Raw genomic sequence first — 23,329 nt, 5'->3', positions numbered from 1 at the left:
GTCGCCGCGTGCACGGGGCGCGACCGTGCCGGCTCGCGCACGGGGCCCCGAACGCCGGCCGGTGGTGGGGGTCGTCAAGCGACGGGGAAGGCTCCTCACCCTCGAGCCGCTCTTTCACCGGGGGTTGTCGGCGGTGCTGACGCCGGGCGGAAGGGTGCGCTTCGAACCAGGCGACGTGATCGCCGCCGGCCCCGGCCGTAAGGGCTTCGTGGCGTGGCGCCGAATCGGCCGCCCCGACAGCGCGCGCGACGTCGTCGAGGCGCTGCTGGTGGAGCGGGGCCATGCGCGCAGCTACCCGCGCGCAGCCGAGCGCGAGGCCCGCGCCGTCGCCCGCTCTCCCCACGGCCGCGCGCCCCGCGTCGACCTGCGCGAGCTTCCGACCTTCACGATCGATCCTGCCGAGGCGAAGGATTTCGATGACGCGATCTCGGCGCGCGTGGAGGGTGACGGTCGTGTGCGCGTGTGGGTCCACGTGGCCGACGTCACCGCTTTCGTGCGTCCGGGCGGCGCGCTCGACGAGGAGGCGCGGCGGCGCGCCACCTCCGTTTACGCGCCGGGCACGGTGGAGCCGATGCTGCCGCACGTCCTCTCGTCGGGGGAGTGCAGTCTGCGGCCCGGCGAGGACCGCCTCGCCGTCACCGTGGAGCTGGAGATGGACGAAGCAAGGGTCCGCAAGGCGCGCTTCATGCGCACCCTGATCCGCTCCGACGCGCGTCTCACCTACGACCAGGTGGACCGTGTCTTCGCCGGCCGCGAGCGTGCGCAGGAACCGTGGGCGGAGCCGCTCGCTGCCGCTCGCCGGGTGGCCCGCGCCCTACGCGATCGACGGCGCCGACGCGGTGGCCTAGAGATCGACTCGGCGGAGCCGCGTTTCGAGTTCGACGCCGAGGGTCGCGTGCGCGCAGTGACTCGCGAGCGCCAGACCGAGTCGCACTGGCTGATCGAGGAGTTGATGGTCCTAGCCAACGAGCAGGTCGCGGGGTACCTCGAGGACCATCGCGTGCCGACGATCTACCGCATCCACGAGCGCCCCGATCTCGACGCGATCGAACGCCTCGCCGACCAGCTCGCCAGCATCGATGTGCCGACCCCGCCGCTTCCCGACCGCCTCAGCCCGCAACAGGCGGAGCGTGCAGCGGGTGCCATCTCACGCCGCGTGGCGGCCTACGCGCGCCGCTCGGGGCGCGGCCGCGAGGCCTTTCCGGGGCTCGTTCTGCGGGCGCTCAAACAGGCGGTGTACTCGCCCCGCAACGTCGGGCACTCGGGTTTGGCAAGCAGCCGCTACTGCCACTTCACCTCCCCGATCCGCCGCTACCCCGACATCGTCGTGCACCGCGCGCTGCTGCAAGCGCTCGGTCTCGACGACGCCGCCCACCCGGCGAGCGAGCTGCCGGAGCTCGCGATCCACTGCTCCGCCCGTGAGCGGGAGGCGATGGAGATCGAGCGCGACGCCGACGACATCTGCCTGGCCTTCCGACTCGAGGACATCGTTGCCGAGAGCTGGTCGCAGGGTGGCCACGCCAACGCCGGCGGGCCTTGCTTCGAGGGCGAGGTGGTGGGGCTGATCGAGCGCGGTGCCTTCGTGCGCTTTGGGCCGGAGGGATTCGACGGCTTTTTGCCGCTGCGGCGGCTGCCGGGGTGGTACGACCTGAACGAGCTCGGCACGGTCCTGATCGGTCGCGGTGCGGGGGCGCGGGCGATCCGCCTCGGCGACCCGCTTAAGGTCGCCGTGGAGCGGGTCGACCCGCCGCGCGGACACGTCGATTTGCTGCCCGCTTGGGACCTTTGATATTCGGAGCCGTCGACGATGGCAAAGGGCAAGCAGAAGCGCAAGGCGGCTCCCGGCGATGTCGCCACCAACCGCAAGGCGACGCACCGCTACGAGCTGCTCGAGCGCTTCGAAGCGGGGCTTCAGCTCACCGGCCCCGAGGTCAAATCGCTGCGTGCCGGGAAGGTCCAGATCGCTGACGGCTGGGCCGAAATCCGCGACGGCGAGGCCTGGCTACATGGTGTCCATATCTCGCCGTACGGGCCGGCTTCGCGCGAGAACCCCCCGCCCGACCGCCCCCGCAAGCTGCTCCTCCACCGCCGTGAGATCGAACGGCTGCTCGGACGCACCAGCGAACGGGGCCTGACGCTCGTCCCGACCCGTATCTACTTCAAGGGCCCGTGGGCCAAGGTCGAGCTGGCGCTGGCGCGTGGGAAGGAGCAGCGCGACCGTCGCCGCGAGCTCAAGGAGCGGGACGCCGCCCGCGAGATCGAGCGGGCACTGCGCTGGCGGGGCCGCTGAGGGGCGTTTGCAGGGATATCGGACGGTCGTCCGTTTGCGCTCAAACCGACGCGATACACGCCGAGATAATGCATACTGAGAACGCAGGGATGGAGCCCAGCCGGCGGCCGTGCGGCGCACAGCGTCCTCGCGGGCCGCGGGCCGGTGGTTCCCGGTTGCCCCCCGACGAGGACAATTGAATCGAGAGACTCCACACAACGCGCGGCCCGACGCCTCGGCGACGGCGCGCTCGAACGGTGAGGCCGGGCCGCTGACGCGCCGGAACATCGAGCGGCTGCGGTCGGCGCAGGGGCCGAACGGGTCCGGTGTCGCGGGCGGCTTCGCCGGCAAAGGCCAAGGTGCCTCCGGTGCGTCCGCCGACGCCGGCAACGGGCACGGTCTTTCCACCGGCCATGGCAACGGCCAAGCCCATGGCAACGGCCAAGCCCATGGCAACGGCCAAGTCCATGGCAACGGCCACGGCAACGGCGTCGGCGCGTTCGTGCGCACGGCCGATTCGATGCTCGAAACCGCCTCGCGGCTTTGCGAACGGGTCGCGCCGCTGAACGATCAAGCGGAGATCGCGCAGGCCGCGGTCAGCGAGCTGTACGACGACTTCGATCTGTTGATCGCTGCGATCCTGCGCATCGACCGGGACGCCCAGAAGCTGCAGTTGGTCGCGGCGACCGGCAAGCTCGTGGAGGAGCGCTTGCGCGCCGGTGTGCCGGTGCGCTGGGAGCAGTCGCTGAGCGAGGGCGTCAACGGGCGGGTCGCGCGCACTGGTCGCGCCGCGCTGGTGGGCGACGCCGACGACGACCCCGACTTCATCTTCGTGCCGAGCGCGCTGCGCGCCCGCTCCGCGGTGGCCGTGCCGATCCGTGTGGAGGGGCGCGTGTGGGGTGTGCTCGACCTCGAGGCGGCGGAGCCCCACGCGTTCGGGCGGGTCGATCTGCTGCTCGCCGAGACGGTCGCGTCGCAGGTCGGCGCGGCCTTGCACTACGCGGAGCTCTTCGAGCGCTTCGAGCGCACGCTAACGAGCACGATCGCCGTGCTCTGTGACGCGCTCGAGGCGAAGGACCCGTACACCGCCGAGCACGCGCGCGACGTCGCCGACCTCGCTGAGGCGGTGGGCGAGGAGCTGGGTATCCGCGGCGACGAGATGCGCTGGCTGCGTTACGCGGCGCTGCTGCACGACGTCGGCAAGATCGGGATTCGCGAGGAGATCCTGCGCAAGCCCGGGCGCCTCACCGAAGAGGAGTTCGAGGAGATGAAAAAGCACTCCGAGATCGGCGCCCGCATGCTGGAGCGGATCCCCGGCTTCGGACCGGTGCTGGTGCTGGTGCGAGCCGCGCACGAGCGCTGGGACGGCCGCGGCTACCCCGACGGTCTCGCCGGCGAAGACATCCCGCTCGGCGCGCGCGTCATCGCCGTCTGTGACGCCTTCCACGCGATGACCTCCGACCGGCCATACCGCAAGGCCCTATCGGCCGACGAAGCGAAGGCCGAGATGCGGCGCTGCGCCGGCAGCCAGTTCGACCCGCGGGTGGTCGACGCGCTGCTGGCGGTGCTAGAGCGAGAGACGCTACCTGGGCCCGCTCTCTGAGCTGCTGCGGCAAGAGAGATCGAGCGTCGCGGGATCGTGCGCTGCACGCACAGCGTTGTCGCCACAGCGGTGAGTCGCCGCTACCATCGGCCGTGCCTCTGGGGACGGCTGGCTTCGACGTGGGCGTCCGTGGGGGCAGTTGCGAGCCGAGGTCCCCGGTCGGCCTCGTAAAACAACCGGGACAAAAAGCAAGTGCGGACCGTAACCACGAGTTCGCCCTCGCCGCTTAATTAGACGGTGAGGTGTCGGCCCGGCGCTCGGCCCGTGGCGCCGGGATCGGCATCAGCTAACGGGCTCGCCCGCTCCGGGCGCCTCCGGCGGAGCGGGGACGCCAAACGGGGGCTGGTTCTCCGCGAGCCCGCCGGCGCGGCGAGCGGGGGACGAGAACGAAGCGCCGGCTACGCTCGTAGACGCTGTCCCGTCACGCGCCCGCGGACCCGGGTTCGACTCCCGGCGTCTCCACTTGTTTCACGACGCGGGCAACGGCCAGATCGGGGCCACCGACGGCCGGGCCCGCCCCCGCCGTTTCGAGCTCCGTGAAGTCTCCGTCGAGCGCGCCGGACGGCTCGTGCTCGACGACGTGAGCGCGACGTTGCCGGGCGGCAGCGTCGCCGTGTTCGGGCCGTCCGGTGCCGGCAAGTCGACACTCCTGCGCCTCCTCAACCGCCTGCTCGAACCGAGCCGCGGCGCCGTCCTCTACGAGGGGCGCGACCTGCGCGAAATCGACCCGCTCGAACTGCGCCGCCGCGTCGCCCTCGTGCCGCAGCTACCGGCCCTAGAACCGGCGACCGTCGCCGACAACCTGCGACTCGGCCAGCGCTTCGCCGCCGTCGGGCGCTGGTTGCGCTGGGGACGCCAAGTCGGCGCAACGGGGGCAGACGCCGCTGGCGCCGACCGAGACGCACTTGCCAAGCTCCTTGCAAGCGTCGGGCTCGGCCCCGAATACCTCGCGCGCCAAGCCGAGCGACTCTCGGTCGGCGAGCAACAGCGCGTGATGATCGCGCGGGCGCTCGCGCTCGATCCCGAAGTGCTGCTCCTCGACGAGCCGACCGCCGCGCTCGACGCTGACTCGCGCCGGCAGGTCGAGCAGACGCTCACGCGGCTGCGCCGCGAGCGCGGGATCGCACTGGTCCTGGTCAGTCACGACCGCCAGCAAGTCGCGCGGCTGTGCGAGTGGGTGGTCGAACTCGATCGCGGGAAGCTGGTCGCGGCGGGCTCTTGCTCCGAGGTCCTCGGCCGGGTAGGCGGGTGACCGGTGAGCACGATGCTGCCGACAGCGGTGGTTGGTGGGCACATCGGCTTCGAGCGCGTGCTGGCCGCACTGGCGCTGGTCGCTCTGGCAGCCGGGGTGTCGCTCTGGCAGCGCGCAGCGCTGGAACGCGAGATCGGTGTCGCGGTGGTCCGCTCGTTCCTGCAGCTGACGGCGATCGGCTACGTCATCCACCTCATCTTCGACTCGCGCAGCCTGCTCTTCGTCGTCGCGCTGTTAGGGGTAATGGTTGCCTTCGGTGCGCTCACCGCGAGACGCCGAGCGCGCGACCTACCGGGAGCGCTGCCCGACCTCGCCGCCGCACTCGCCGCCAGCGCCGCACTGACCCTCGGAGCAGTGCTTGCGCTCGGCATCTTCCCGGCCGACGCGCGGGCGCTCGTGCCGGTCGGTGGGATGGTCGTTGGCAACGCGATGACCGCGGCGGCCGTTGCGCTCGACCGCCTCGCCGCTGAGCTACGCGCCGAGCGAGCCCGCATCGAGGCGCGTCTCGCGCTCGGGGCGCCCGCAACCCTGGCCCTGCGCCCGGCCCTGCGTGTCGCCCTGAGAGCGGGAATGATCCCGCTCGTCGACTCGACCAAGACGACCGGACTGATCTTCTTCCCCGGCACGATGGTCGGCATGCTCGTCGCCGGTGCCGAGCCGCTCGACGCCATCCGCCTGCAGCTGATCCTGCTCTACCTGTTGCTCGGTGCGGTCGCCACCAGCGCGCTGCTCGCGCTGGTGCTGGTGCGTCGGCGGCTGGTAGAGCCCGGGGAGCGGATCCGCGAGCTCGCCTAGACGGCCCCGCCCGAGCCCGCCGCTAGCGTGTCCCGCAACCGCGCCAGGTCTCAGGTCTCAGCGAACCCGCGCCGGCAACGATGCGCTAACTGTTCGAGCGTGAGAGCCGCGGTCATCGATACCTACGGCGAGCCTCCCGTCCTGCGCCCGGACTGGTCGGAGCCGCGCGGCGACGAGCAGCGACAGGCGCTCGCCGTGCACGCCGCCGGTCTCAACCCCGTCGATCTCCACATCGCTAGCGGCCGCTTCTACGCCGGTTCGCCGGAGCTGCCCTACGTGCCCGGGCGAGAGGGGATCGTCGAGCTCCCCGACGGCCGCCTGGCGTGGAGCGATCAGCTCGATCAACGCTTCGGGTCACTCGCCGAGCGGACGCTCGTGGACCCCGCGCGGACCGTACCCCTACCGGCCGGGATCGGGGCGGCGCAAGCGCTCTGCTTCGGCATCGCCGGCCTCGCCGCCTGGTGCTCGCTCGAGCAGCGCGCCAAGCTGCGCCCGGACGAACGCGTGCTGGTGCTCGGCGCCGGCGGGTTGGTCGGGCAGATCGGCGTGCAGGCGGCTCGCCTGCTCGGGGCCGGCAGCGTCGTCGCGGCGAGCCGCCGCCCCGAGGCGCTCGCGCGCGCCCGCGCGCTCGGCGCCGAAGCGACCGTGCTGACGCCCGCTGCGAGCGATCCGGCAGAGCTCGCCGCGGCGCTGCGCGAGGTCGAGCCGCGGGGGTTCCAGGTGGTGCTCGACCCGGTCTGGGGGCCACCCGCCCGCGCCGCGCTCGCCTGTCTAGAACGCGGTGGCCGCCTTGTGCAGGTCGGGAACGCCGCTCGCGCCGAGCAGTCGATCGCCGCCGGGGAGCTGCGCGGGCGGGTTGCCGACGTGCTCGGCTACACGAACTTCGCGCTGCCCTGGCCGGTCAAGCGCGGCGCCTTCCTGCGCATGTGCGGCGAGCACCTCGCCGGTAACCTCCACGCGCCCTACGAGGAGATGCCGCTCGACCGCATTGCCGAAGCCTGGGAGCGGCAACGCCAAGGTCCCGGCGCGAAGCTGATCCTCCGGCCGTGAGTGTTCCCCCCAGGTCCTGCGGCCGTGAGTGATCCTGCCAGCGCGAGCCAGCCGATTTACAGCGCATCGGCTCGTGTAGCGTTCCGGCCGTGGCGGAGAGCTTCGCGCAGATCGGTCCGATCGAGCTCTGCTTCGAGGACCTAGGCCCCGCCGACGGCGAGCCCCTGCTGCTGGTGATGGGCCTCGGCATGCAATTGATCCACTGGCAGGACGGCTTCTGCGAGCTGTTGCGCGAGCGCGGCTTCCGCGTCATCCGTTTCGACAACCGCGACGCCGGCCGCTCCTCGAAGATCTCGGGCGGGCCGCGCCCCAACATCGCGCGGGCGCTGGTCGGTGACCGGCGCGTCGCCGCCTACTCGCTCTCCGACATGGCGCGTGACGCCGTCGGCCTCCTCGACCATCTGGAGATCGAGCGGGCGCACGTCGTCGGCGCTTCGATGGGCGGGATGATCGCTCAGCTGATGGCGATCGAGCACCGGCGACGCGTCGCCTCGCTCTGTTCGATCATGTCGAGCGCCGGCCGACGCCGCGACCTCCCGCGACTGCGCGCCCTCGGCGCCCTCTTGGCACGTCCGCCGCGCGATCGCGAGCGCTTCGTCGAGCACATGGTGAAGGTCTTCCGGATGATCGGATCGCCCGCCTATCCGCCCGATCCCGAGCGGCTGCGTGAACTCGCCGGTCGCGCGTACGACCGCGGCTTCAGCAGCGCCGGGACGGCCCGCCAGCTGGTAGCGATCCTGACCGCGCCGGCGCGCGTGCGTGCGCTGCGGACGGTCGAGGCTCCGACGCTCGTGATCCACGGCAGCGCCGACCCCTTGGTGCGGCCGCGCGCGGGCCGGGCAGTCGCCGTCGCCGTGCCGGCGGCGCGTTACCTCGAGTTCGCCGGGATGGGGCACGACCTCCCGGAGCCGCTGTGGCCCGAGCTCGCCGACCAGATCGCCGCCAACGCGCGCCGCGCCGGTCCGCGTGTGGGCCTCAGCAGCGCAGCGGCCTGACGCGGCCCACGACCGCTGGGACGCTGCCGGCTGCGCCCCGCCCGCGGTTCGCGTGTCGCTCAGCCCCGCGGTTCGACGAACAGCGCCTGCTCGCAGCGACCGAGCGGACCGTCAGCGTCGGCCAGCAACGTGTCGGCGAGTCCCGCTCCGCTCGTGCCGAGATGGGTCACGGCGTGCAGCAAAAACCATTCGCCGCGCGGCTTGCGGGCCAGGTGGACAGAGAGGTCGGTGTTCACGAACGTCCACTCGTCAAAAGGCAACGCCGACGAGACGCCGCTGCCCGAGTCAGCGGCGGCGAGCACGCGTTCCAGCGGTGTAGCTGGCGAGTCCGGGAGGAGCGGTATCCGCAACCGCGTCCACACCGAAGCTCGTCCGGGCTCTGCGAAATCGCCGTGCACAAGCCGCCACTCAACGGCCTCCAGATAACTCGGCGACCATTGCGCGGGCAGCTGCGTCGGCTGCGCCCCGGGCGGCTCGGCGCGACCGTCCCAGGCGACCTCCTCGCCGAGTTCTCGCCACACCTCGCGCGACGCCTCGAGCGCGTAAGCGGGCACCGCGACGGTGGCCTCGCGGACGAACCAGGCGCGCGCCGACACGACCGGCTGCCCCTCCACCTCGATCGATCCCTCGAGCAGCGCCACGCGGCGGCCGGGTCGCAGCGTCGACACCCGCACTGCCAGCTCCGCGACCGGCAGCGGCCGCAGAATCTCGAGCGTCAGGCGCACGAGCTGGAAACCCGCGCCCGCCTGCTCCCTGAGACAGCGACCGAGCAACGCCGCTGGCGGCCCACCATGCTGGGCGGCCGGCGACCACGGGCCACGCGTCCACTCGGTCGCGCGGAACCGTCCGTCGCCCAGCGGCAGGTAGAAGGCCGCGCCGAGCGGCTCTCCGCGCTCGCGCTCTGCGCTTGCCGTTCGGTGAGGCGACGACACGCCGGGCGCGCGCTCCGCGGGCCTGGCGCTCAAGCGGCGTCGCGCAGCTCGGCGAGCGCTTCGTCGTCGGCCAGGCGCTGCAGCGCCCGCCGCTCGAGCTCCCGCACCTTGCGCTCCGAGAGCCCCAGGCGCCGCCCCGTCTCGGCGATTGAGCCGGGCTGATCGCGGCCAATGCCGAAGCGCAGCGTCACGACCTTGCGCTCCGGTTCTGGCAGCTCCTCGACCTTGCGGCGCAAGAGCTCGTGCGAGAGCTGCGACGCGACCTGCTCGTCGGGGCCCTCCTCGTCGCGAGCGATCAGATCGCCGAGCGAGGTGTCGCCGTCCTCGCCCACGCCCTGGTCGAGGCTGGTCGGTGCCCGGTCGGCACGGAGAATCTCCTCGACCTCCTCCAGCGGCAAGCCGACCTCATCGGCGATCTCATCAAGTCGCGGCGAGCGCCCCAGCCGCGCCGATAGCTTGCGCTCGGCGTCGACGATCTTGCGCGCCTGCGCGCCGATGTGGACGGGCAGGCGCACGGTGCGGCTCGAGTTGGCGAGGCCGCGACCGATCGCCTGACGGATCCAAAGCGTGCCGTAGGTGGAGAACTTGAAGCCCTTGCGCCAGTCGAACTTCTCGACTGCGCGAATCAGCCCGAGCATCCCTTCCTGGATGAGATCGGGCAGCGGCAGACCCTGCCCTTGGTAGCGCCGCGCGACCGAGATCACCAAGCGCAGGTTCGAGTTGATCATGCGCTCCTTGGCGGCCAGGTCGCCGCGCTCGATGCGCTTGGCGAGCTCGACCTCCTCCTCGGCCGTCAGCAACGGGTACTTGCGGGCCTCAGCGAAGAACAGCTGCAGCGTGTCGGTGGTGTCGGGAGTCTCGGCCTGGGCCTGACGCAGCACCCGTTCGAGCGCCGACTCCTCAGCCTCCTCCTCGTCCTCTACGTCGCCCGCGGCCCGCTCCTCGAAGGACTCGCCGAGCAGCTCCTCGTCGACCTCCTCCGGGCGGTCCAGCTGCGCCTCGAGCGGCGCCAGCTCAAGCTCCTCTTCCAGCGCAGGCGCAAACGGCTCGACCTCGCCCCGATCGGCGTCGAGCTCGAAGTCATCCTCGTACCCGACCGGGTCGCGGTCGAGCGTGAACGTCTCGTCGCGGATTTCGTACTCCTCTCGTTCGATGGTTCGATTCACGTCGAATAGTAGCTGATCTCGTTTACCCCTGCTCACTTTCGGTAAGTGCACTCTTAGCGTACGAAACGTACGTTCGAGCGTCAGGTTGCGATCACCTGCACGCAGCGAAGCTTCCCGGCAGCGTCAGCGCGCTGCCCCTACGCTTGCGCGCGGGCCATGCGGGGGCGAAGCCCAACGCCTGATCTCAGGATCGGCTGTTCTGGCTGGAACTACAGTCATTGGCGAGGCGTCCTCTACGAGGCTGGTCTACCCGCCGAACGCTGGCTGGAGCGCTACGCGCGGGAGTTCGACACGGTCGAGGTAAACGCCACCTTCTACCGCTTACCGCGGCCGGAAACGGTGGCGCGGTGGGCGCAGCGCACGCCCCCCGGCTTCGTGTTCGCCGTCAAGGTGAGTCGCTACGTGACGCACCTACGCCGCCTAGCCCCCGAACACGACTCGATTACGCGCTTTCACGATCTCCTCACCCCCCTGCGGGCGAGCGGACGGCTAGGTCCTTGGCTGTGGCAACTGCCGCCGCGTTTCGAGCGCGACGACGAGCGACTCGCCGCCACTCTCCGCTCACTTCCGCCGGGTCGGCACGCCTTCGAGTTCCGCCACGAGAGCTGGTTCTGCGAGGACGTCTACGAGCTTTTGCAGCGGCACCAGGCCGCGCTGGTCGTGGCTCACCGCCATCCCGACGCCAGCTCGCCCCGGCGCTTGACCGCTCCCTTCGCCTACCTGCGCTTTCACTACGGGGGCGGCGGCGGGGGTGCCTACACGACAAGCGAGCTCGAGGACGCCGCGGCCTGGCTCCAAGAGGTCCTGAGATCCGGTCGCGACGTCTACGCGTACTTCAACAATGACCTAGCAGGTCACGCCGTGCGCGACGCAAGGCGGCTGCGGGCGCTGCTAGCCGAGCACACGGTTAAACGTCCTTTCCGCCCCGCCGACCAATAGACTGACAGAGGGTTCGGGAACGGACCGGAGGTCCCCCAAAAGATGCTCACCATCACCTGCAGCGCAGCCGAGGCAATCCGGGGTGTGCTGGCCACCGTGAGCGCACACGATCGCGCTGTGATGCGCGTTTGCGCACGCGGCGACCGCTGGGACCTAACGCTCGCGCCCCCCGCACCGGACGATGCCGTGGTGCGCGAGCGTGGGGTCGAGGTGTACATCGAGCGGGCCGTCGAGCCGCGCCTACGCGACAAAGTTCTGGACGCCTGCATCCAGCGCGGCACGGTGCGCTTTTCGTTCCTTGAGAAGCAGCACGCCAAGGCCGCCTGAATAGCGCCTCCAGCAGCAGCGGCTAGGCTGGAGGAGTGTCGGCTGCTTCGTTCGCGGAAGCCCCTTTTCGCGACCGCGTTGAGGCCGGAATCGCGCTTGGCGAGGAGCTTCGCCGCCGGCGGGGTCGCAGCGCTAACGACCTCGTGCTTGGCTTGCCGCGCGGCGGGGTCGTCGTCGCCGCCGAAGTCGCGCGTGCGCTCCGTGCCCCGCTCGGCGTGTTGGTCGTCCGCAAGCTCGGCGTCCCTGGGCACGAGGAGCTCGCCTTTGGAGCGGTGGCAAGCGGTGGTTTACGCGTCCTCGACCCGCGGGTGATCGAAGCAGCCGGCCTCGATGCCGCGACGATTGAGGCGATCACCAGGCGCGAGCTGGCGGAGATCGCACGCCGCGAACGTCTGTATGGGGCCACCACGCGCCCGCAACTACGCGGCCGCAACGTGATCCTCGTTGATGACGGGCTCGCGACCGGCTCCACGATGCGTGCCGCGGTGCGTGCCGTGCGCACCGGCGAGCCCGAGCGCGTGATCGTGGCCGTACCGGTCGCGCCACCCGATACGGTCGCGGCGCTCGCCCAGGAAGCCGACGAGGTGGTGGCGCTGCTGACACCGGAGCCGTTCTACGCGGTCGGCGCTTGGTACAGCGACTTCGAGCAAGTCAGCGACCATCAGGTGCGAGAACTGCTCGCACGCTTTCAAGGCCCCGCGAGCGACGACCCGAACCCGTGAGCGACGACCCGAGCCTCCTTAGCGACGACCCGAGCAGCGCTCCGCCGGCACGGCACTGGTTCGCCGAGCACACCGGTGAGCTCGAGCTCGAGATCGAAGCGCCGACTTTGGAGGCCGTTTTCGCGCAGGCGCTGCGGGCGCTCGCCGAGCTGCTCGAGGGGCCCGGCGAAGAACGCGCGGGAGCGCCGGTGTTGCGCGAGGTCGTGATCGAGTCGAGCGATCGCGCGGCGCTTTTGGCTGACTGGCTCTCGGAGCTCGTCTACCTGGCCGATCGCGACGGCTTCGTGCCGGACGCGATCGAGCACATCGATGTCGCTGAGCGGACGCTCAAGGCCACCGTTCGTGGCCACATCGGGCAGCCGTCGAGTCTCGTCAAGGCTGCCACCTACCACCGTCTCGAGCTTGCGCCAGCGGGCGATAGATGGCGGGCGCGGGTGGTGCTAGACGTCTAGTCGATGGCGACGGCCACAGTCAGCCTGCACCGGATCGACGCGACCACGTGGGAGATCCCCGCATCGGCGCGCCCCGACATGCGCGTGCCGGCCCGGATCATCGCCGACGGCGAGCTTCTGGCCGAGATCCGCGGTGATGAATCGCTGGTGCAACTGCAGAACGTCGCGACGTTGCCCGGCGTTGTGGATGCGGTGATCGCGATGCCCGACATCCACCAGGGCTACGGCTTCCCGGTCGGAGGAGTCGCCGCGATGGATGTCGAGGAGGGGGTCGTCTCGCCGGGCGGCGTCGGCTACGACATCAACTGCGGTGTCCGTCTGCTCGCGCTGCCGCTCGACGCCGACGAGCTCGGCGCCGAGCGGAAGGAGCGGCTGATGGACGAACTGTTCGCGCGGGTACCGGTTGGTACCGGCCGCGGCGGCGGCGTCCCCCTGCGCCCGGGCGAGCTCGAGGCGGTGTTGCGCGAGGGACCGCGGGTGCTGGTCGACAAGGGCATCGGTCGCGATGACGATGTCGAGCACTGCGAGTCGCGCGGGCGGATCGAGGGTGCCGACCCTGCGGCGGTCTCGCAGCGCGCGCGCGAACGCGGGCACGATCAGCTCGGGACGGTCGGGTCAGGCAACCACTTCGTGGAGCTGCAGCGGGTCGAGCGAGTGGTGGGCGAGCAAGCGGCCGCCACGCTCGGCCTGCGGGAGGGGCAGTTGACGGTCTTGATCCACTCCGGCTCGCGAGGGTTGGGCCACCAGGTCTGCACCGACTACGTCCGCAAGATGGACGCCATGCTTGCGCGTTACGGCATTCGCCTGCCCGACCGGCAGCTGTCGTGCGCGCCGATCAGGTCCCCCGAGGGCCGCGCCTACCTGGCGGCGATGGCCGCTGCCGCGAACTTCGCCTGGGCGAACCGGCATGCGATCGCAGCGCGCGTGCGCGAGGCCATCGCCCGTGTACTGGGTCGCGAGGTCGCGGCTGCTACGCAGACCGTGTACGACGTCGCCCACAACGTCGCCAAGTTCGAGGCGTATGCGGAGCGTCGCGTGCTCGTTCACCGTAAGGGCGCGACGCGCGCCTTCCCGGCGGGCTCGCCGGAGATCCCCGAGCGCTACCGAAGCTGCGGCCAGCCGGTCTTCATCCCCGGCAGTATGGGCACCGCCAGTTGGGTGCTGGTAGGAGCGCCGGGATCGGTCGAGCGGACCTTCGGCACCACCTGTCACGGCGCGGGCCGCCGACTCAGCCGAACACGCGCGCGCAAGCAGATCCATGGGCGCGAGCTGGAGCGTCAATTAGCGGCCCGGGGCATCGCCGTTCGCGCAGCCTCGGCGCGTGGACTCGCCGAAGAGGCGCCGTTTGCGTACAAGGAGGTGGATAAGGTCGTAGAGGTGGTCGAACGAGCGGGCATTGCCCGACGCGTCGTTCGACTCGTGCCGGTCGGGGTCATCAAGGGCTGAGCGGCCGCGAAGGGGGGAGGACCATGAGCAAGGGCAAGTTCGCCGACCGCTTCGAGGCGGGGCGCCGCCTCGCAGTCCTGCTCGACGGGCTCGACGGGGATGTGGTCGTGCTGGCGCTACGGCGCGACGCCCTGCCGGTCGCTTTCGAGGTCGCCCGAGCGCTCGACGCGCGCCTCGACGGGGTTCCCGGGGAAGCCCGCGCGTGGCGCGGCGAGCCACCTGCGCTGGACCTGAGGGGTCGGGAGGTGCTGCTGGTTGACGATGGCGGTGCCGATCCCGAGCAGCTGATCGCAGCGGTCGAACGCGTGCGCGAAATGGGAGCGCGCCGCGTCATCGCCGGTTTCCCGGCGGCGCCGCGTGAGCTGCAGGAAGCCGCCGGGCGGGTCGTCGACGAAATTCACGTGGCGGAGCCGGGTCTACCGAGCTACGTCGACGACCTACCGACACCGCCCGAACAAGCGGCGGAGCTGCTCGAGCGAGCGCTCGAGCTGTACGCCATCGGACCGCGCGTCGAGGCGCGTGCACACGGCGTACACGACACCTAACCGCGGGTCACAGCGGCGCGCTCAGCGAGTCGCGGCAGGCGGGCGTCTCTACCCTTGGTTTCACCCGTCGAGGCGGCGTCGTCGCGTTCGGCGGAAGGGGTAGGAGAGAGGAGGAGGCGATGCAGCCCGCCAGCCACCAGACGGTGCGGCTAGCGCGCGGACGTCACGAGCGGCCGGAGCAGGGGGCGTGTGTGATGGAGCTCGCCTCGATGCTCGCGGGCGAGCGTTTCTCCGACAAGCCGCGTGCCGTGTGCCCTGTGATCGGCGCGTTCCTGCGCACCTACAACGACCTGCTGGCAGACGAACCGCGTCAGGACCTCTATCCGTACGCCGCGCGCGTGGTCGGGACGAACCGTGGCAAGCAGGCCGAGCGCGTGCGCGCTCGCATGTGCTGGCAGTTCGCCCGTTCGCTTCCCGCCTCGGGCCTGTTCCGGATGCCGGTGCTGGCGTGGGGGCGTCGGCGCCGTGAGGCGATCGCTCAGCGCGCCGCGATGGCCGCGGCTTGTTCCCAGCCGGACGCCCATCGACGGGTGCTGCAGCTACTCGACGACCTCATCGCGGTCGCCCGCTCGGGTCCGGTTCCGGACTTCCCGACCGAGCTCCTCGCCGCTTCGCGCGCCGGGCGCCGCTAACGCCCGACGGTTCCAGCGCCACCAGCCGGCGTCGGACGTCGTCGAGCTCGCGGGCGTCGCTGTCGATCGCTCGCCACAGGTCACCGACCACACCGAGCCGTCGCCAGACGTTGCGCAGGTGGAAGCGGTCGGGCCGGGTGCTCGAACGCGCGAGCTCGTTCCAGCCGATCGGCACGGCGACGCTCGCTTTCGGCGTGGCGCGCACGGCGTACGGTGGCACGGCCGTCTGGGCGAAGCCGTTACGCGCGACGTCGACGTAGACGCGACCGCCCCGGGCCGCCTTGCGTTGCGCATCGGTCAATTCGTCATGGTGCCGTCGGGCGAGGCGCGCGGCTAGCTCCCGGGCCAACGCGCGCACCGCCTCGAACTTGTGGGTCGGGTGGATCGGTGCGACCACGTGAAATCCCCGCTTCCCGGTTGCCAGGAAGTACGGGACGAGGCCGACGCAGCGCAGCGCATCGCCCACCAGGCGCGCCGCCCGACGTGCCACCGCGGGTGGCGCGCCGGGGGGCGGATCGAGGTCGAAGATCAGGCGATCGGGGCGCTCCAGGTCCGGTCGCCGCGAGGTCCAAACGTGGGGCGTCACGCAAGCCTGGTCCGCCAGATAGACGAGCGTTGCGACCGAGTCGATGACCGCGTACACGGTCTCTCCATCGGATCGCCGCGGCACCCGCACGCGGGCGATCCAAGACGGAAAGTGCGGGGGAACGTCCTTGTGGAAGAAGCCCTCGCTAGCAACGCCGTCCGGATAGCGCTCCATGCTTACCGGTCGCTCGCGCACGTGGGGGAGCATCAGTGGCCCCACGCGCTGATAGTGACGCGCCAGGTCGAGCTTGCTGAGACCGGCCGCCGGGAAAAGCAGTTTGCGCGGGCGTGAGACGGTTACTTGCCGGCCGTCGACGTCGAGCGCCACCGGCTCGCCGGCCGCGGCGTCGTGAGCTCGCGGCGCAACGCTCACGGGTCAGGGGCTCCCCCCTCCGGGGTGCGGGGCACGCTCTGACCCTGCGCCAGCTCGATCGAGAGGCCCCGCCCGGGCTCCGCTACGTGATCGACCTGGAGCGTCGAATGTTCGATCCCGAAGCGCTCGCGTACGCGCCGTGCCAGCTCGCGTCTGATCGCGTGGCAGTCGGCCCCGGCCCGCACCAGCACGTGCGCAGACAGCGCCGGGAACCCGGAAGTCACCTCCCACACGTGGACGTCGTGTACATCGATCACGTCGGGGTGAGCGGCGAGCGTCTCGACGACCGCTGCCGGGGCCACATCGCGGGGCGCACCCTCGAGCAGCACGTGCGCCGACTCCCGCACCAGACGCCACCCGGATCGCAACATCAAGGCCGCTACCAACGCTGCCGCTAGGCCGTCGGCGCGGGTGAAGTCCGCGAACCAGACGAGCAGCCCCGAGATCGCCGTCGCGACGAAGGCATAGAGGTCGGTCAGGACGTGCTGGAAGGCACCCTCGACGTTGAGGCTGCGCCTACCCACGCCGGTCAAAAGCCGCACGCACGCGAGGCTCACGAGCACCCCGGCGAACGCTGTTGCGACCACGATCGGCCCATCGATCGGGGGCGGCTCGATCACCCTTCGAACCGCCTCGTAGAGGATCACCAGGGCTAACCCCACCAACGTCAGGCCGTTGAGCTGGGCCGAGATGATCTCGGCTCGTCGCAGGCCGAAGGTGTAGCCGCCCTGTGGGGGTTTCGCGGCGAGGCGCGCCGCGATCAGCGCCAGCGCCAGCGCGCTGAAGTCGGTGAGTATGTGCGCAGCATCTGAGAGCAGCGCCAGCGAACCAGCGACCACTGCCGCCACGACCTCCGCGACCATGAAGCCGAGCAGCAAGCCCAGAACCAGGGCCAGGCGGCGACGATCGCCGACGCGTGAGAGGTCGTGGAGATGGATGTGTTGGCCGTGGTCGGCGTGGTCGCGGCGGTGCGCGTGGTGGCCGTGCGCGGGCCACTGACGGTGCCCCGGCGAGTGCGCGGAATCGTGCCGCTGAACGTCGCGCACAGCTCAATGCTCGCAGAGCGCGCAGTCGCCGGCGAGCGGCTTTCGTGCGTGTCTCAAGGGGCGGGCACCGCTGGGCCGCCGGGGCTCGGCGTCGTGGAGGTGGCGGAGGTGTCGCTGCGGGTGGTCGTGCCGCCGCTCGGATTCGGGGCAGGCAGCGCGCGGGTGCTTTCGCGGCCCTTGGTGGAGCGACTCGCGGGACCCCCCGTCTGCCCGTCCGGGCGCGGCGTCGGTGAGCCAGCGGCGGGGCGCTCGGGGGAGGTCGGTGTGACGGCCGGCTCGGTTGGGTTGCGGTTCGTGCGAGCGGGCGGCGCCTCGCCGCCCGCGCCGCCGAAGAGCGTCGTGCGGCCATGACCGCCGAGCGCGCCACCAGCCAGGAGCTCCGACACCGTAAGCGCCGCGCCTCCGAGCAGAAAGCCGAGCAGGCCGGTTACCAGCGCGACCCGAATCAGCGCTCGTCGCCGGCGCTCGACGCGCGGTCGGTAGATGCGCATCGCTGGCAGCTCCGACGGGTGCTCGCCGTTTCCACGGGGACTCCTGGCGGTCGCTGGCGGGAGGCGGCGCAAGCGCGGCTCGATGCGCTCGAGCGGTCGCTCGAGCAGCTCGCTGACGAGCGCCACGATCACCGGCGTGAGGGCGGCGGCGAGCGGCGTGCCCGGACGCCAGATCTGCGCGCTCACGACGGCCGCGATCGCCGACGAGAGGCTCGCGACCACCAGCGTGCGCAGCGACAGGCGTCCGCCGCGCGCGTCCCTGCTTCCCGCGGCTGCGGACATCGCCGCCCGAGGCTAGCGTTCCAAGGGCTTCGACGAGCGAGGAGGCGGAGAGAGCTCTATGGGGGGCGAGAAGGAGGCTCTAGCGGCAGGCCAAAGCCGCGCTTCGCAAGCGGTCCGCGTGGACGTCGTGGTGGTGGGCGCCGGGCTTGCGGGCCTCGCCTGCGCGCGCTCCCTCGAAGCGCGCGGGCTGTCGGTCCTGGTGGTCGAGGCGCGCGACCGCGTCGGTGGCCGCGTGCTCGGCGCCGAGATCGATCGCGGCAAGTACGTCGAGCTCGGTGCGCAGTGGGTGGGGCCAACGCAAGATCGGGTTCTAGCGCTGGCCTCGGAGCTCGGGATCGACACCTTCCCGACGTACACGGCGGGCGAGAACCTGCTCGAACACGACGGGTCGGTCCGGCGCTACCGGGGCACGATCCCCAAGCTGAGCCCGCTCGTCCTCGCCGACGTCCAGCAAGCGCTCTGGCGGATCGACCGACTGGCGCAGCGCGTGCCGCCGGAAGCCCCGTGGACGGCGCCCGACGCGCGCCGCCTCGACGGTCAGACGGCGGCGAGCTGGGTTCGCCGCAACGTCGCCACGCCGACCGCGCGGCGCTTGCTGGCGCTGGCCGTCGAGGCGGTGTGGGCGTGCGAGCCAGAGGACCTCTCGCTCCTGCACCTCCTGTTCTACGTGCGCTCGGCGGGCGGGATGAACCGCCTGCTCGACACCGAAGGGGGCGCGCAGGAACGACGATTCGTCGGCGGCTCGCAGCGTTTGCCGTACGCGCTGGCCGCGGCGCTCGCCACACAGCCGCTGCTGGCGAGCCCGGTGCGGCGGATCGAGTGGCGCGAGGCAGGGGTCACGGTGCACGCCGAACGCGTTACCGCGCACGCGAGCCGCTGCGTCGTGGCCGTGCCACCGCCGCTCGCCGCACGCATCGAATACGACCCGCCGCTACCGGCTTTGCGCGACCAACTCACGCAGCGCACGCCGCTCGGCACGGTCATCAAGTGCATGGCGGTGTACGACGAGCCGTTCTGGCGTGAGGAGGGCTTGTCGGGCGAAGCGACGAGCACCAGCGGTCCGGTGGGCGTGACCTTCGACAACTCCCCGCCCGACGGCGCGCCGGGCGTTCTGCTCGGTTTCCTCGAGGGCCGGGCAGCGCGAGCGCTCGTCGGGCGACCGCAGAGCGAGCGTCGCGAAGCGGTCATCGCTTGTTTCGCGCGCCTGTTCGGACCGCGGGCGCGCGACCCGCTTGCCTATCTCGAGCACAGCTGGGCCGACGACCCGTGGTCGCGGGGCTGCTACGGCTGCCACTTCACTCCCGGCACCTGGACCGACTTCGGGCCAGCCTTGCGGGCCCCCATCGGTCCCCTGCACTGGGCCGGCGCGGAGTACGCGACGCGCTGGAACGGCTACATGGACGGCGCCATCAGGTCGGGCGAGGAGGCAGCGCACGCGGTCGCCGCCGAGCTCGGCGGGGACCGCTCGTAGCGCCGCCTCCCGCGCCTCCGTCTAAACGTGGTCGCGCAGGCCGACGACCCCTGCCCGCTCGGCGCAGGACGCGCAACAGAAGATCGCCTCGCCGGCCTCCACGCCGTGTCCGATCACTCGGCAGCCGCAGTGTTCGCAGCGGGGTGCGAGCGCGTGGATGGCGCACTCGAAACAGTCGAACACGTGCCGCTCGCCGGCGATCGTGACCTCCATCGGCCGTTCGTACTCGTTCCCGCAAACCTCGCAGGTCGCCATCACGTTGCACCTCCTCGCTGGCCTCGAAAGGCTTCGCGCCCCGCGAGCCGCCTAGGTCCCCAAGACCTTGATGACCATTCGCTTCGGGCGCTGACCGTCGAACTCGCAGTAGAAGATCTGCTGCCAGGGACCGAGATCGAGACGGCCCGACGTGACCGGCACGATCACCTGATGGTGGACGAGCAGGTTCTTCAGGTGGGCGTCGCCGTTGTCCTCGCCGCCGGCATGGTGGCGGTAGTCGCCCGGGTCCGGTAGGAGCTGGCGCGCCACTTCGTTGGCGGGCGGTCGCCAGCTCGGCGGTGCCAGCTTGTCGAGCCACTCCAGCACGTCCTCGTGCAGCCCCGGCTCGTCGTCGTTGATCCAGACCGCGGCCGTAATGTGCATCGCGCAGACCACGGCGATCCCTTCCTCGATACCCGCCTCGTCGACGGCCCGCTGGACGTCCTCGGTGATGCGCACGAGCTCACGACGTTCGCGGGTGTGGAAGGTGCGGTAGACGGTGTGCGCCTTCATCGCTGAGGATCACCTCCATGGATCTCGAATTGCGCGGAAAGGTTTGCGTGGTGACCGGCGCGAGTCGGGGAATCGGTTTCGCCTGCGCGCGTCTTTTGGCGGCCGAAGGTGCGCGGGTGGTGATGATCGCGCGCGACCGGCAGCGGTTACGGCGAGCGGCCGACGAGGTTGGCGGCTCTGCCCTCGCGCTACCCCTCGACGTCACCGATCCCGATGCGCCCCGACAGCTACGGTCTTTCTTGGAACGAGGCCGGCTGCGCCCGTGGGGTCTCGTGAACGGCGCCGGCACGACCCGCGCACGGCCGCTCGAAGAGTTGCCGGACGAGGCTTGGGACGAGCAGTGGCGGCTGCACGTGTTAGCCCCGATGCGGCTGATGCGGGAACTGTGTCCGGCGATGGCCAATGGGGGCGGCGGCCGCGTGGTGAACCTCGGCTCATCGGCCGGCCGACGACCGTCGAGCACGCTCGACATGAGCTACTCGGTAACGAAAGCCGCTCAACACTCGCTCTCGCGCGCTTTCGCCGACCGTTTCGCGGCCCGCGGCGTGCTCGTCAACGTCGTGGCACCGGGGCCAGTCGCCGGGGATTTGTGGGAGGCGCGCGGTGGGCTGGCCGAGGAGTTGGCAGCGCGCCTCGGCACCACGTCGACGGAGGTGCTGGCGGCCACGAGCTCCCGCATCCCGACCGGCCGCATGACCACGCCCCACGAGGTCGCACTGCTCGTGGCGCTGCTTTTGTCACCGCGTTTCGGCAACGCCACGGGTGCCGTTTTCCCGGTCGACGGCGGGGCCGTGCCGGCGTTCTGAGGCCGCGCCGCCGAGCGCGCGCGAGGTTCCCGGTCGACGGTGCGGTCGTCGCCGGTGCGCAGGCAGCTAGCTGCGGCGAGGTCGCAGGCGCAAGGCGGCCGTCACCGCGCGGGTGTTGCCAGCGCGGTCGCGCGCCGTCACTGTGATGCGCAGCGCGATTGCGCGGCGCCGGCGGAGCTCGGCCCGGGCGCGCGCAAGCACCTTTCTCGGTAGACCCAGGCGCAGCCGCGCGGTGCGCCCGCCACGCAGCACGATCCGCGAGGGACGCAGGCCCTTTATGCGCGCCGTCTTGCGTCCGTAATTGATCGAGCCGGCGAGCGTGGCGGTCGCGTCCTCGTCGGAGCTGACGACGAGCGTCGGCTGGCGACCGCGCGCTAGCGCGCGGGCATCCAAAAGGCGCGCGCTTACCCGCGGCGCCCGCCCGTCCGCCGGTGCCCGGGCGCAGCGCGCCAGCTCGTCGCTCTGGGCGCGGCGCGCACGGGCGGGGAGACGACCGACGGCGATCGCGGCGGTCGCACGCCGGACATTGCCGGCCGCGTCGCGGGCGCTCGCCGTGATACTCACGACGAACGGCAGACGCCGTGCGACGCGCGCGCTCACGAAACGCGCAGCGGGCCTCGGCAGGCGCACACGCAGCCGCGCCGTTTTACCGGCCTCGAGCCGCGCCGGACGCGACAGGAGCGAGCGCACGCGGACGCTGCGGCGACCGTCGCTGAGCAGTGCGGAGAGCGTGACGCTCACGCGCTCGTCGCTGCGCAGGTAAACGGTGAGCGGACGCCGCCGAAGCAGCGCACTGCGACTCGCGACCCGCAGACGGAGGGTCGGTGGACGAAGGTCGGCGAGGCTCGGCGGCGGCACACACGAGGAGTCGGCGGTCGCGCTCCAAACGAGGTCGAAAGCGAGCGACGAGCCCTGCGCGGTGTTGCCCAGCGCGGGATCGATGTGCGCCCTTACCAGGAACACGCGACCGGTGCCGGCCGGGAGGGCGCCGAGCTGGAAACCGCCGAGCGCTTCGGGCGGCCCGCGGAAAAGCACGGTCGGTCGCGTCGGATCGGTGCGCTCCTCGATCTCCAGCTGCAGTCCCGCGGCGAGCGAACCACCCCCGGGACCCGCGCCGTAGCGCAGGTTCGTCGCCGATACCGCAAGTGACCCGCCGAGCGAACCGTCGTTGCGCAGCGCGACCGTGCCCTCGGCGCTTTTGCCCGGCGCCAAATTCGTGGCGCTCAGCAGGGCGCGCCCGTCAGGCGTCGAGGTGATGCGCAACGCGCCACCGTCGGCGGTCGCGCGCAGAACGAGGGGCGTCGGCTCCGGCGTCGGGTTCGGCCAACGCACGGTCGCCGCGGCTGCTGCCAGCGCCAGCGCGGCGAGCACGATCAGACGCGTCACAGTAGGCGCCGTCAGAACTCGCAATCGGCGCCTCCTTGCTCGCTGCGGATGCCGGTCATGATGTTGTTGCCGGCACGGTCGTAGGCGCCGGTCGTCGGCACCGTCCAGGTCATCGTTCCGCTGCCGGCGGCGGTGCTGACGGCCCCGCTCGGGGTGCCGAGCTTGACGACGATCGCGTTGCCGGAGCGCTGCATCGTCGAGTTCGTAAAGTCGCGGGTCGCCGTCACGTAGTCGGTGCGACCGAGGTTCAGGGTGTTGGCGATCGGAAGCTGTGTGGTGTTCGCCTGGTTACGGACGGTGAGCTGGTCGCCGGTTCCGGCGTTGGCGATGCGCACCGTGACGGTGGTCGGCGAGCCGTCCCAGCCGGCGAGGATCGACTGCGGGTCGATCGGCTCGCTGTAGGTGAAGGTGACGGTGTCGCCGCTCTCCGCTCGGCAAGGGGTAGCGCCCAAGTTCTGCGTTTGCACGTCGCTCGCCTGGGGCTGCGTGTTGTCGACGGTGACGCTGTAAGGCGTCGAGGTCGCGGCGTTGCCGGCGTTGTCGGCGGTGGCGATGGTGAACGCGTAGGTGCCCGCGGCCAAAGGGTTCGCGGCCGCCAGTGCGTTCGACCGGTAGTTGTAGGTCTGGCCGCCGACCGCGTAGCTGCCGGCAACCAGCGGGACGGCGCTGTGGCCGCTCGTGAGCGAGGAGACGTTGGCGGTAACCGAGGCGGTGCCACTCGGCGGATTGCCGAGATCACTGACCTGTGCGTAGACGTAGTAGCTGCCGCCCTGGCGAACGAAGTCGGGATCGAAGCCGACGGTTTTCGCGACCGCCGCCCGCACTACTTGTGGCGCGCGGAAGTCGGGCTTGGTCGCGATCTGGTTGCCGCCGTTCTGGGTTTGCGCGGAGAAGTTGCCGAAGGCGGCGTTGCCGACGACGGCTGCCGCGCCCGCCACCGAGGCGGCGACTAGCGCGAGCGCGCGGCGGATCGTCGCTGGCCGGGCGGTGCCCATC

Annotated in this window: 25 protein-coding genes and 1 other RNA gene; 17 read left to right on the top strand and 9 right to left on the bottom strand. The window is 71.3% G+C overall.

Annotated features, from left to right (window positions below):
- Positions 1-25 precede the first annotated feature (25 nt).
- The 8 genes from BLW41_RS00365 to BLW41_RS00330 all read left to right on the top strand — a co-directional run bounded on the left by BLW41_RS00365 (position 26) and on the right by BLW41_RS00330 (position 7,964).
- Complete coding sequence (locus BLW41_RS00365) at positions 26-1,789, top strand: RNB domain-containing ribonuclease (protein ID WP_218138152.1); 1,764 nt, start codon at positions 26-28, stop codon at positions 1,787-1,789.
- A gap of 18 nt (positions 1,790-1,807) precedes the next feature.
- Positions 1,808-2,290 (top strand): SsrA-binding protein SmpB, encoded by a 483-nt coding sequence (gene smpB / locus BLW41_RS00360; protein WP_093115186.1) that lies wholly within the window; start codon positions 1,808-1,810, stop codon positions 2,288-2,290.
- A gap of 175 nt (positions 2,291-2,465) precedes the next feature.
- Positions 2,466-3,872 (top strand): HD-GYP domain-containing protein, encoded by a 1,407-nt coding sequence (locus BLW41_RS00355; RefSeq protein ID WP_093115184.1) that lies wholly within the window; start codon positions 2,466-2,468, stop codon positions 3,870-3,872.
- 100 nt (positions 3,873-3,972) lie between these two features.
- Positions 3,973-4,337, top strand: a transfer-messenger RNA (tmRNA) gene (ssrA, locus tag BLW41_RS00350).
- Positions 4,336-5,124, top strand: a complete 789-nt coding sequence (locus tag BLW41_RS00345) for an ABC transporter ATP-binding protein (RefSeq protein ID WP_218138151.1) — start codon at positions 4,336-4,338, stop codon at positions 5,122-5,124. The genes ssrA and BLW41_RS00345 overlap by 2 nt, the downstream gene beginning before the upstream one ends.
- 12 nt (positions 5,125-5,136) lie before the next feature.
- Complete coding sequence (locus BLW41_RS00340) at positions 5,137-5,919, top strand: ABC transporter permease (RefSeq protein ID WP_245689030.1); 783 nt, start codon at positions 5,137-5,139, stop codon at positions 5,917-5,919.
- 99 nt (positions 5,920-6,018) lie between these two features.
- Complete coding sequence (locus BLW41_RS00335) at positions 6,019-6,969, top strand: quinone oxidoreductase family protein (RefSeq protein WP_177169206.1); 951 nt, start codon at positions 6,019-6,021, stop codon at positions 6,967-6,969.
- An 89-nt stretch (positions 6,970-7,058) separates the two neighbouring features.
- The gene (locus tag BLW41_RS00330; protein WP_093115178.1) at positions 7,059-7,964 is read left to right on the top strand and encodes an alpha/beta fold hydrolase; all 906 of its coding nucleotides are present in this window, start codon (positions 7,059-7,061) and stop codon (positions 7,962-7,964) included.
- Positions 7,965-8,023: 59 nt separating this feature from the next.
- Here BLW41_RS00330 and BLW41_RS00325 read toward each other — a convergent pair whose 3' ends face one another.
- Positions 8,024-8,929, bottom strand: a complete 906-nt coding sequence (locus BLW41_RS00325) for a thioesterase family protein (RefSeq protein WP_218138150.1) — start codon at positions 8,927-8,929, stop codon at positions 8,024-8,026.
- Complete coding sequence (locus tag BLW41_RS00320) at positions 8,926-10,062, bottom strand: sigma-70 family RNA polymerase sigma factor (protein ID WP_093115176.1); 1,137 nt, start codon at positions 10,060-10,062, stop codon at positions 8,926-8,928. The genes BLW41_RS00325 and BLW41_RS00320 overlap by 4 nt, the downstream gene beginning before the upstream one ends.
- A gap of 156 nt (positions 10,063-10,218) precedes the next feature.
- On the opposite strand from BLW41_RS00320, the gene BLW41_RS00315 reads away from it, so the two are divergent.
- The 7 genes from BLW41_RS00315 (at position 10,219) to BLW41_RS00285 (ending at position 15,125) form a co-directional block, all read left to right on the top strand.
- On the top strand, positions 10,219-11,001 hold the full coding sequence (locus BLW41_RS00315) for a DUF72 domain-containing protein (RefSeq protein WP_093115174.1): 783 nt from the start codon (positions 10,219-10,221) through the stop codon (positions 10,999-11,001).
- Between the two features lie 42 nt (positions 11,002-11,043).
- A complete protein-coding gene (locus tag BLW41_RS00310; RefSeq protein WP_093115172.1) occupies positions 11,044-11,328 on the top strand; it encodes an iron-sulfur cluster assembly accessory protein in 285 nt (94 codons plus the stop codon).
- A gap of 35 nt (positions 11,329-11,363) precedes the next feature.
- A complete protein-coding gene (locus tag BLW41_RS00305) occupies positions 11,364-12,050 on the top strand; it encodes a phosphoribosyltransferase (RefSeq protein ID WP_093115170.1) in 687 nt (228 codons plus the stop codon).
- Positions 12,047-12,502 carry an archease gene (locus tag BLW41_RS00300; protein WP_177169204.1) on the top strand — a complete coding sequence of 152 codons (456 nt, stop codon included), beginning with the start codon at positions 12,047-12,049 and terminating at the stop codon, positions 12,500-12,502. Before BLW41_RS00305 ends, BLW41_RS00300 begins: the two co-directional genes overlap by 4 nt.
- A gap of 3 nt (positions 12,503-12,505) precedes the next feature.
- Entirely contained in the window at positions 12,506-13,948 is a 1,443-nt protein-coding gene (locus BLW41_RS00295; RefSeq protein WP_218138149.1) for an RtcB family protein, read from the top strand.
- 23 nt (positions 13,949-13,971) lie between these two features.
- Entirely contained in the window at positions 13,972-14,493 is a 522-nt protein-coding gene (locus BLW41_RS00290; protein WP_093115166.1) for a phosphoribosyltransferase family protein, read from the top strand.
- Between the two features lie 119 nt (positions 14,494-14,612).
- Positions 14,613-15,125 carry a hypothetical protein gene (locus BLW41_RS00285; RefSeq protein WP_093115164.1) on the top strand — a complete coding sequence of 171 codons (513 nt, stop codon included), beginning with the start codon at positions 14,613-14,615 and terminating at the stop codon, positions 15,123-15,125.
- Here BLW41_RS00285 and ligD read toward each other — a convergent pair.
- The 3 genes from ligD to BLW41_RS00270 are packed head-to-tail and all read right to left on the bottom strand — an operon-like array spanning position 15,046 to position 17,902.
- Positions 15,046-16,083 (bottom strand): non-homologous end-joining DNA ligase, encoded by a 1,038-nt coding sequence (gene ligD / locus BLW41_RS00280; RefSeq protein ID WP_093115162.1) that lies wholly within the window; start codon positions 16,081-16,083, stop codon positions 15,046-15,048. The two genes, BLW41_RS00285 and ligD, sit on opposite strands and share 80 nt — an antisense overlap.
- On the bottom strand, positions 16,080-17,129 hold the full coding sequence (locus BLW41_RS00275; protein WP_218138148.1) for a cation diffusion facilitator family transporter: 1,050 nt from the start codon (positions 17,127-17,129) through the stop codon (positions 16,080-16,082). Before BLW41_RS00275 ends, ligD begins: the two co-directional genes overlap by 4 nt.
- Positions 17,130-17,182: 53 nt before the next feature.
- Positions 17,183-17,902: a hypothetical protein gene (locus BLW41_RS00270; protein ID WP_093115160.1), complete on the bottom strand. Its 720-nt coding sequence runs from the start codon at positions 17,900-17,902 to the stop codon at positions 17,183-17,185.
- Positions 17,903-17,960: 58 nt separating this feature from the next.
- On the opposite strand from BLW41_RS00270, the gene BLW41_RS00265 reads away from it, so the two are divergent.
- On the top strand, positions 17,961-19,373 hold the full coding sequence (locus BLW41_RS00265; RefSeq protein ID WP_093115158.1) for a flavin monoamine oxidase family protein: 1,413 nt from the start codon (positions 17,961-17,963) through the stop codon (positions 19,371-19,373).
- Between the two features lie 21 nt (positions 19,374-19,394).
- On the opposite strand, the gene BLW41_RS00260 is transcribed toward BLW41_RS00265, so the two are convergent.
- Together BLW41_RS00260 and BLW41_RS00255 are read right to left on the bottom strand one after the other, a co-directional pair.
- Complete coding sequence (locus BLW41_RS00260; RefSeq protein ID WP_177169369.1) at positions 19,395-19,628, bottom strand: hypothetical protein; 234 nt, start codon at positions 19,626-19,628, stop codon at positions 19,395-19,397.
- 51 nt (positions 19,629-19,679) lie between these two features.
- Positions 19,680-20,141 carry a YjbQ family protein gene (locus BLW41_RS00255; RefSeq protein ID WP_093115154.1) on the bottom strand — a complete coding sequence of 154 codons (462 nt, stop codon included), beginning with the start codon at positions 20,139-20,141 and terminating at the stop codon, positions 19,680-19,682.
- Between the two features lie 17 nt (positions 20,142-20,158).
- On the opposite strand from BLW41_RS00255, the gene BLW41_RS00250 reads away from it, so the two are divergent.
- Positions 20,159-20,947 carry an SDR family NAD(P)-dependent oxidoreductase gene (locus BLW41_RS00250; RefSeq protein WP_093115152.1) on the top strand — a complete coding sequence of 263 codons (789 nt, stop codon included), beginning with the start codon at positions 20,159-20,161 and terminating at the stop codon, positions 20,945-20,947.
- A 66-nt stretch (positions 20,948-21,013) separates the two neighbouring features.
- Here BLW41_RS00250 and BLW41_RS00245 read toward each other — a convergent pair whose 3' ends face one another.
- Both BLW41_RS00245 and BLW41_RS00240 read right to left on the bottom strand, forming a co-directional pair.
- A complete protein-coding gene (locus tag BLW41_RS00245; RefSeq protein WP_143038481.1) occupies positions 21,014-22,357 on the bottom strand; it encodes a hypothetical protein in 1,344 nt (447 codons plus the stop codon).
- Positions 22,345-23,328 (bottom strand): Spy0128 family protein, encoded by a 984-nt coding sequence (locus BLW41_RS00240; RefSeq protein WP_093115148.1) that lies wholly within the window; start codon positions 23,326-23,328, stop codon positions 22,345-22,347. Before BLW41_RS00240 ends, BLW41_RS00245 begins: the two co-directional genes overlap by 13 nt.
- Between the last annotated feature and the right edge of the window lies 1 nt (position 23,329).

Source organism: Thermoleophilum album (assembly GCF_900108055.1).
GTDB lineage: Bacteria > Actinomycetota > Thermoleophilia > Solirubrobacterales > Thermoleophilaceae > Thermoleophilum > Thermoleophilum album.
The sequence above is the reverse complement of the archived record's forward strand: the minus strand, read 5'-3'. Positions and strand labels throughout refer to the sequence as shown.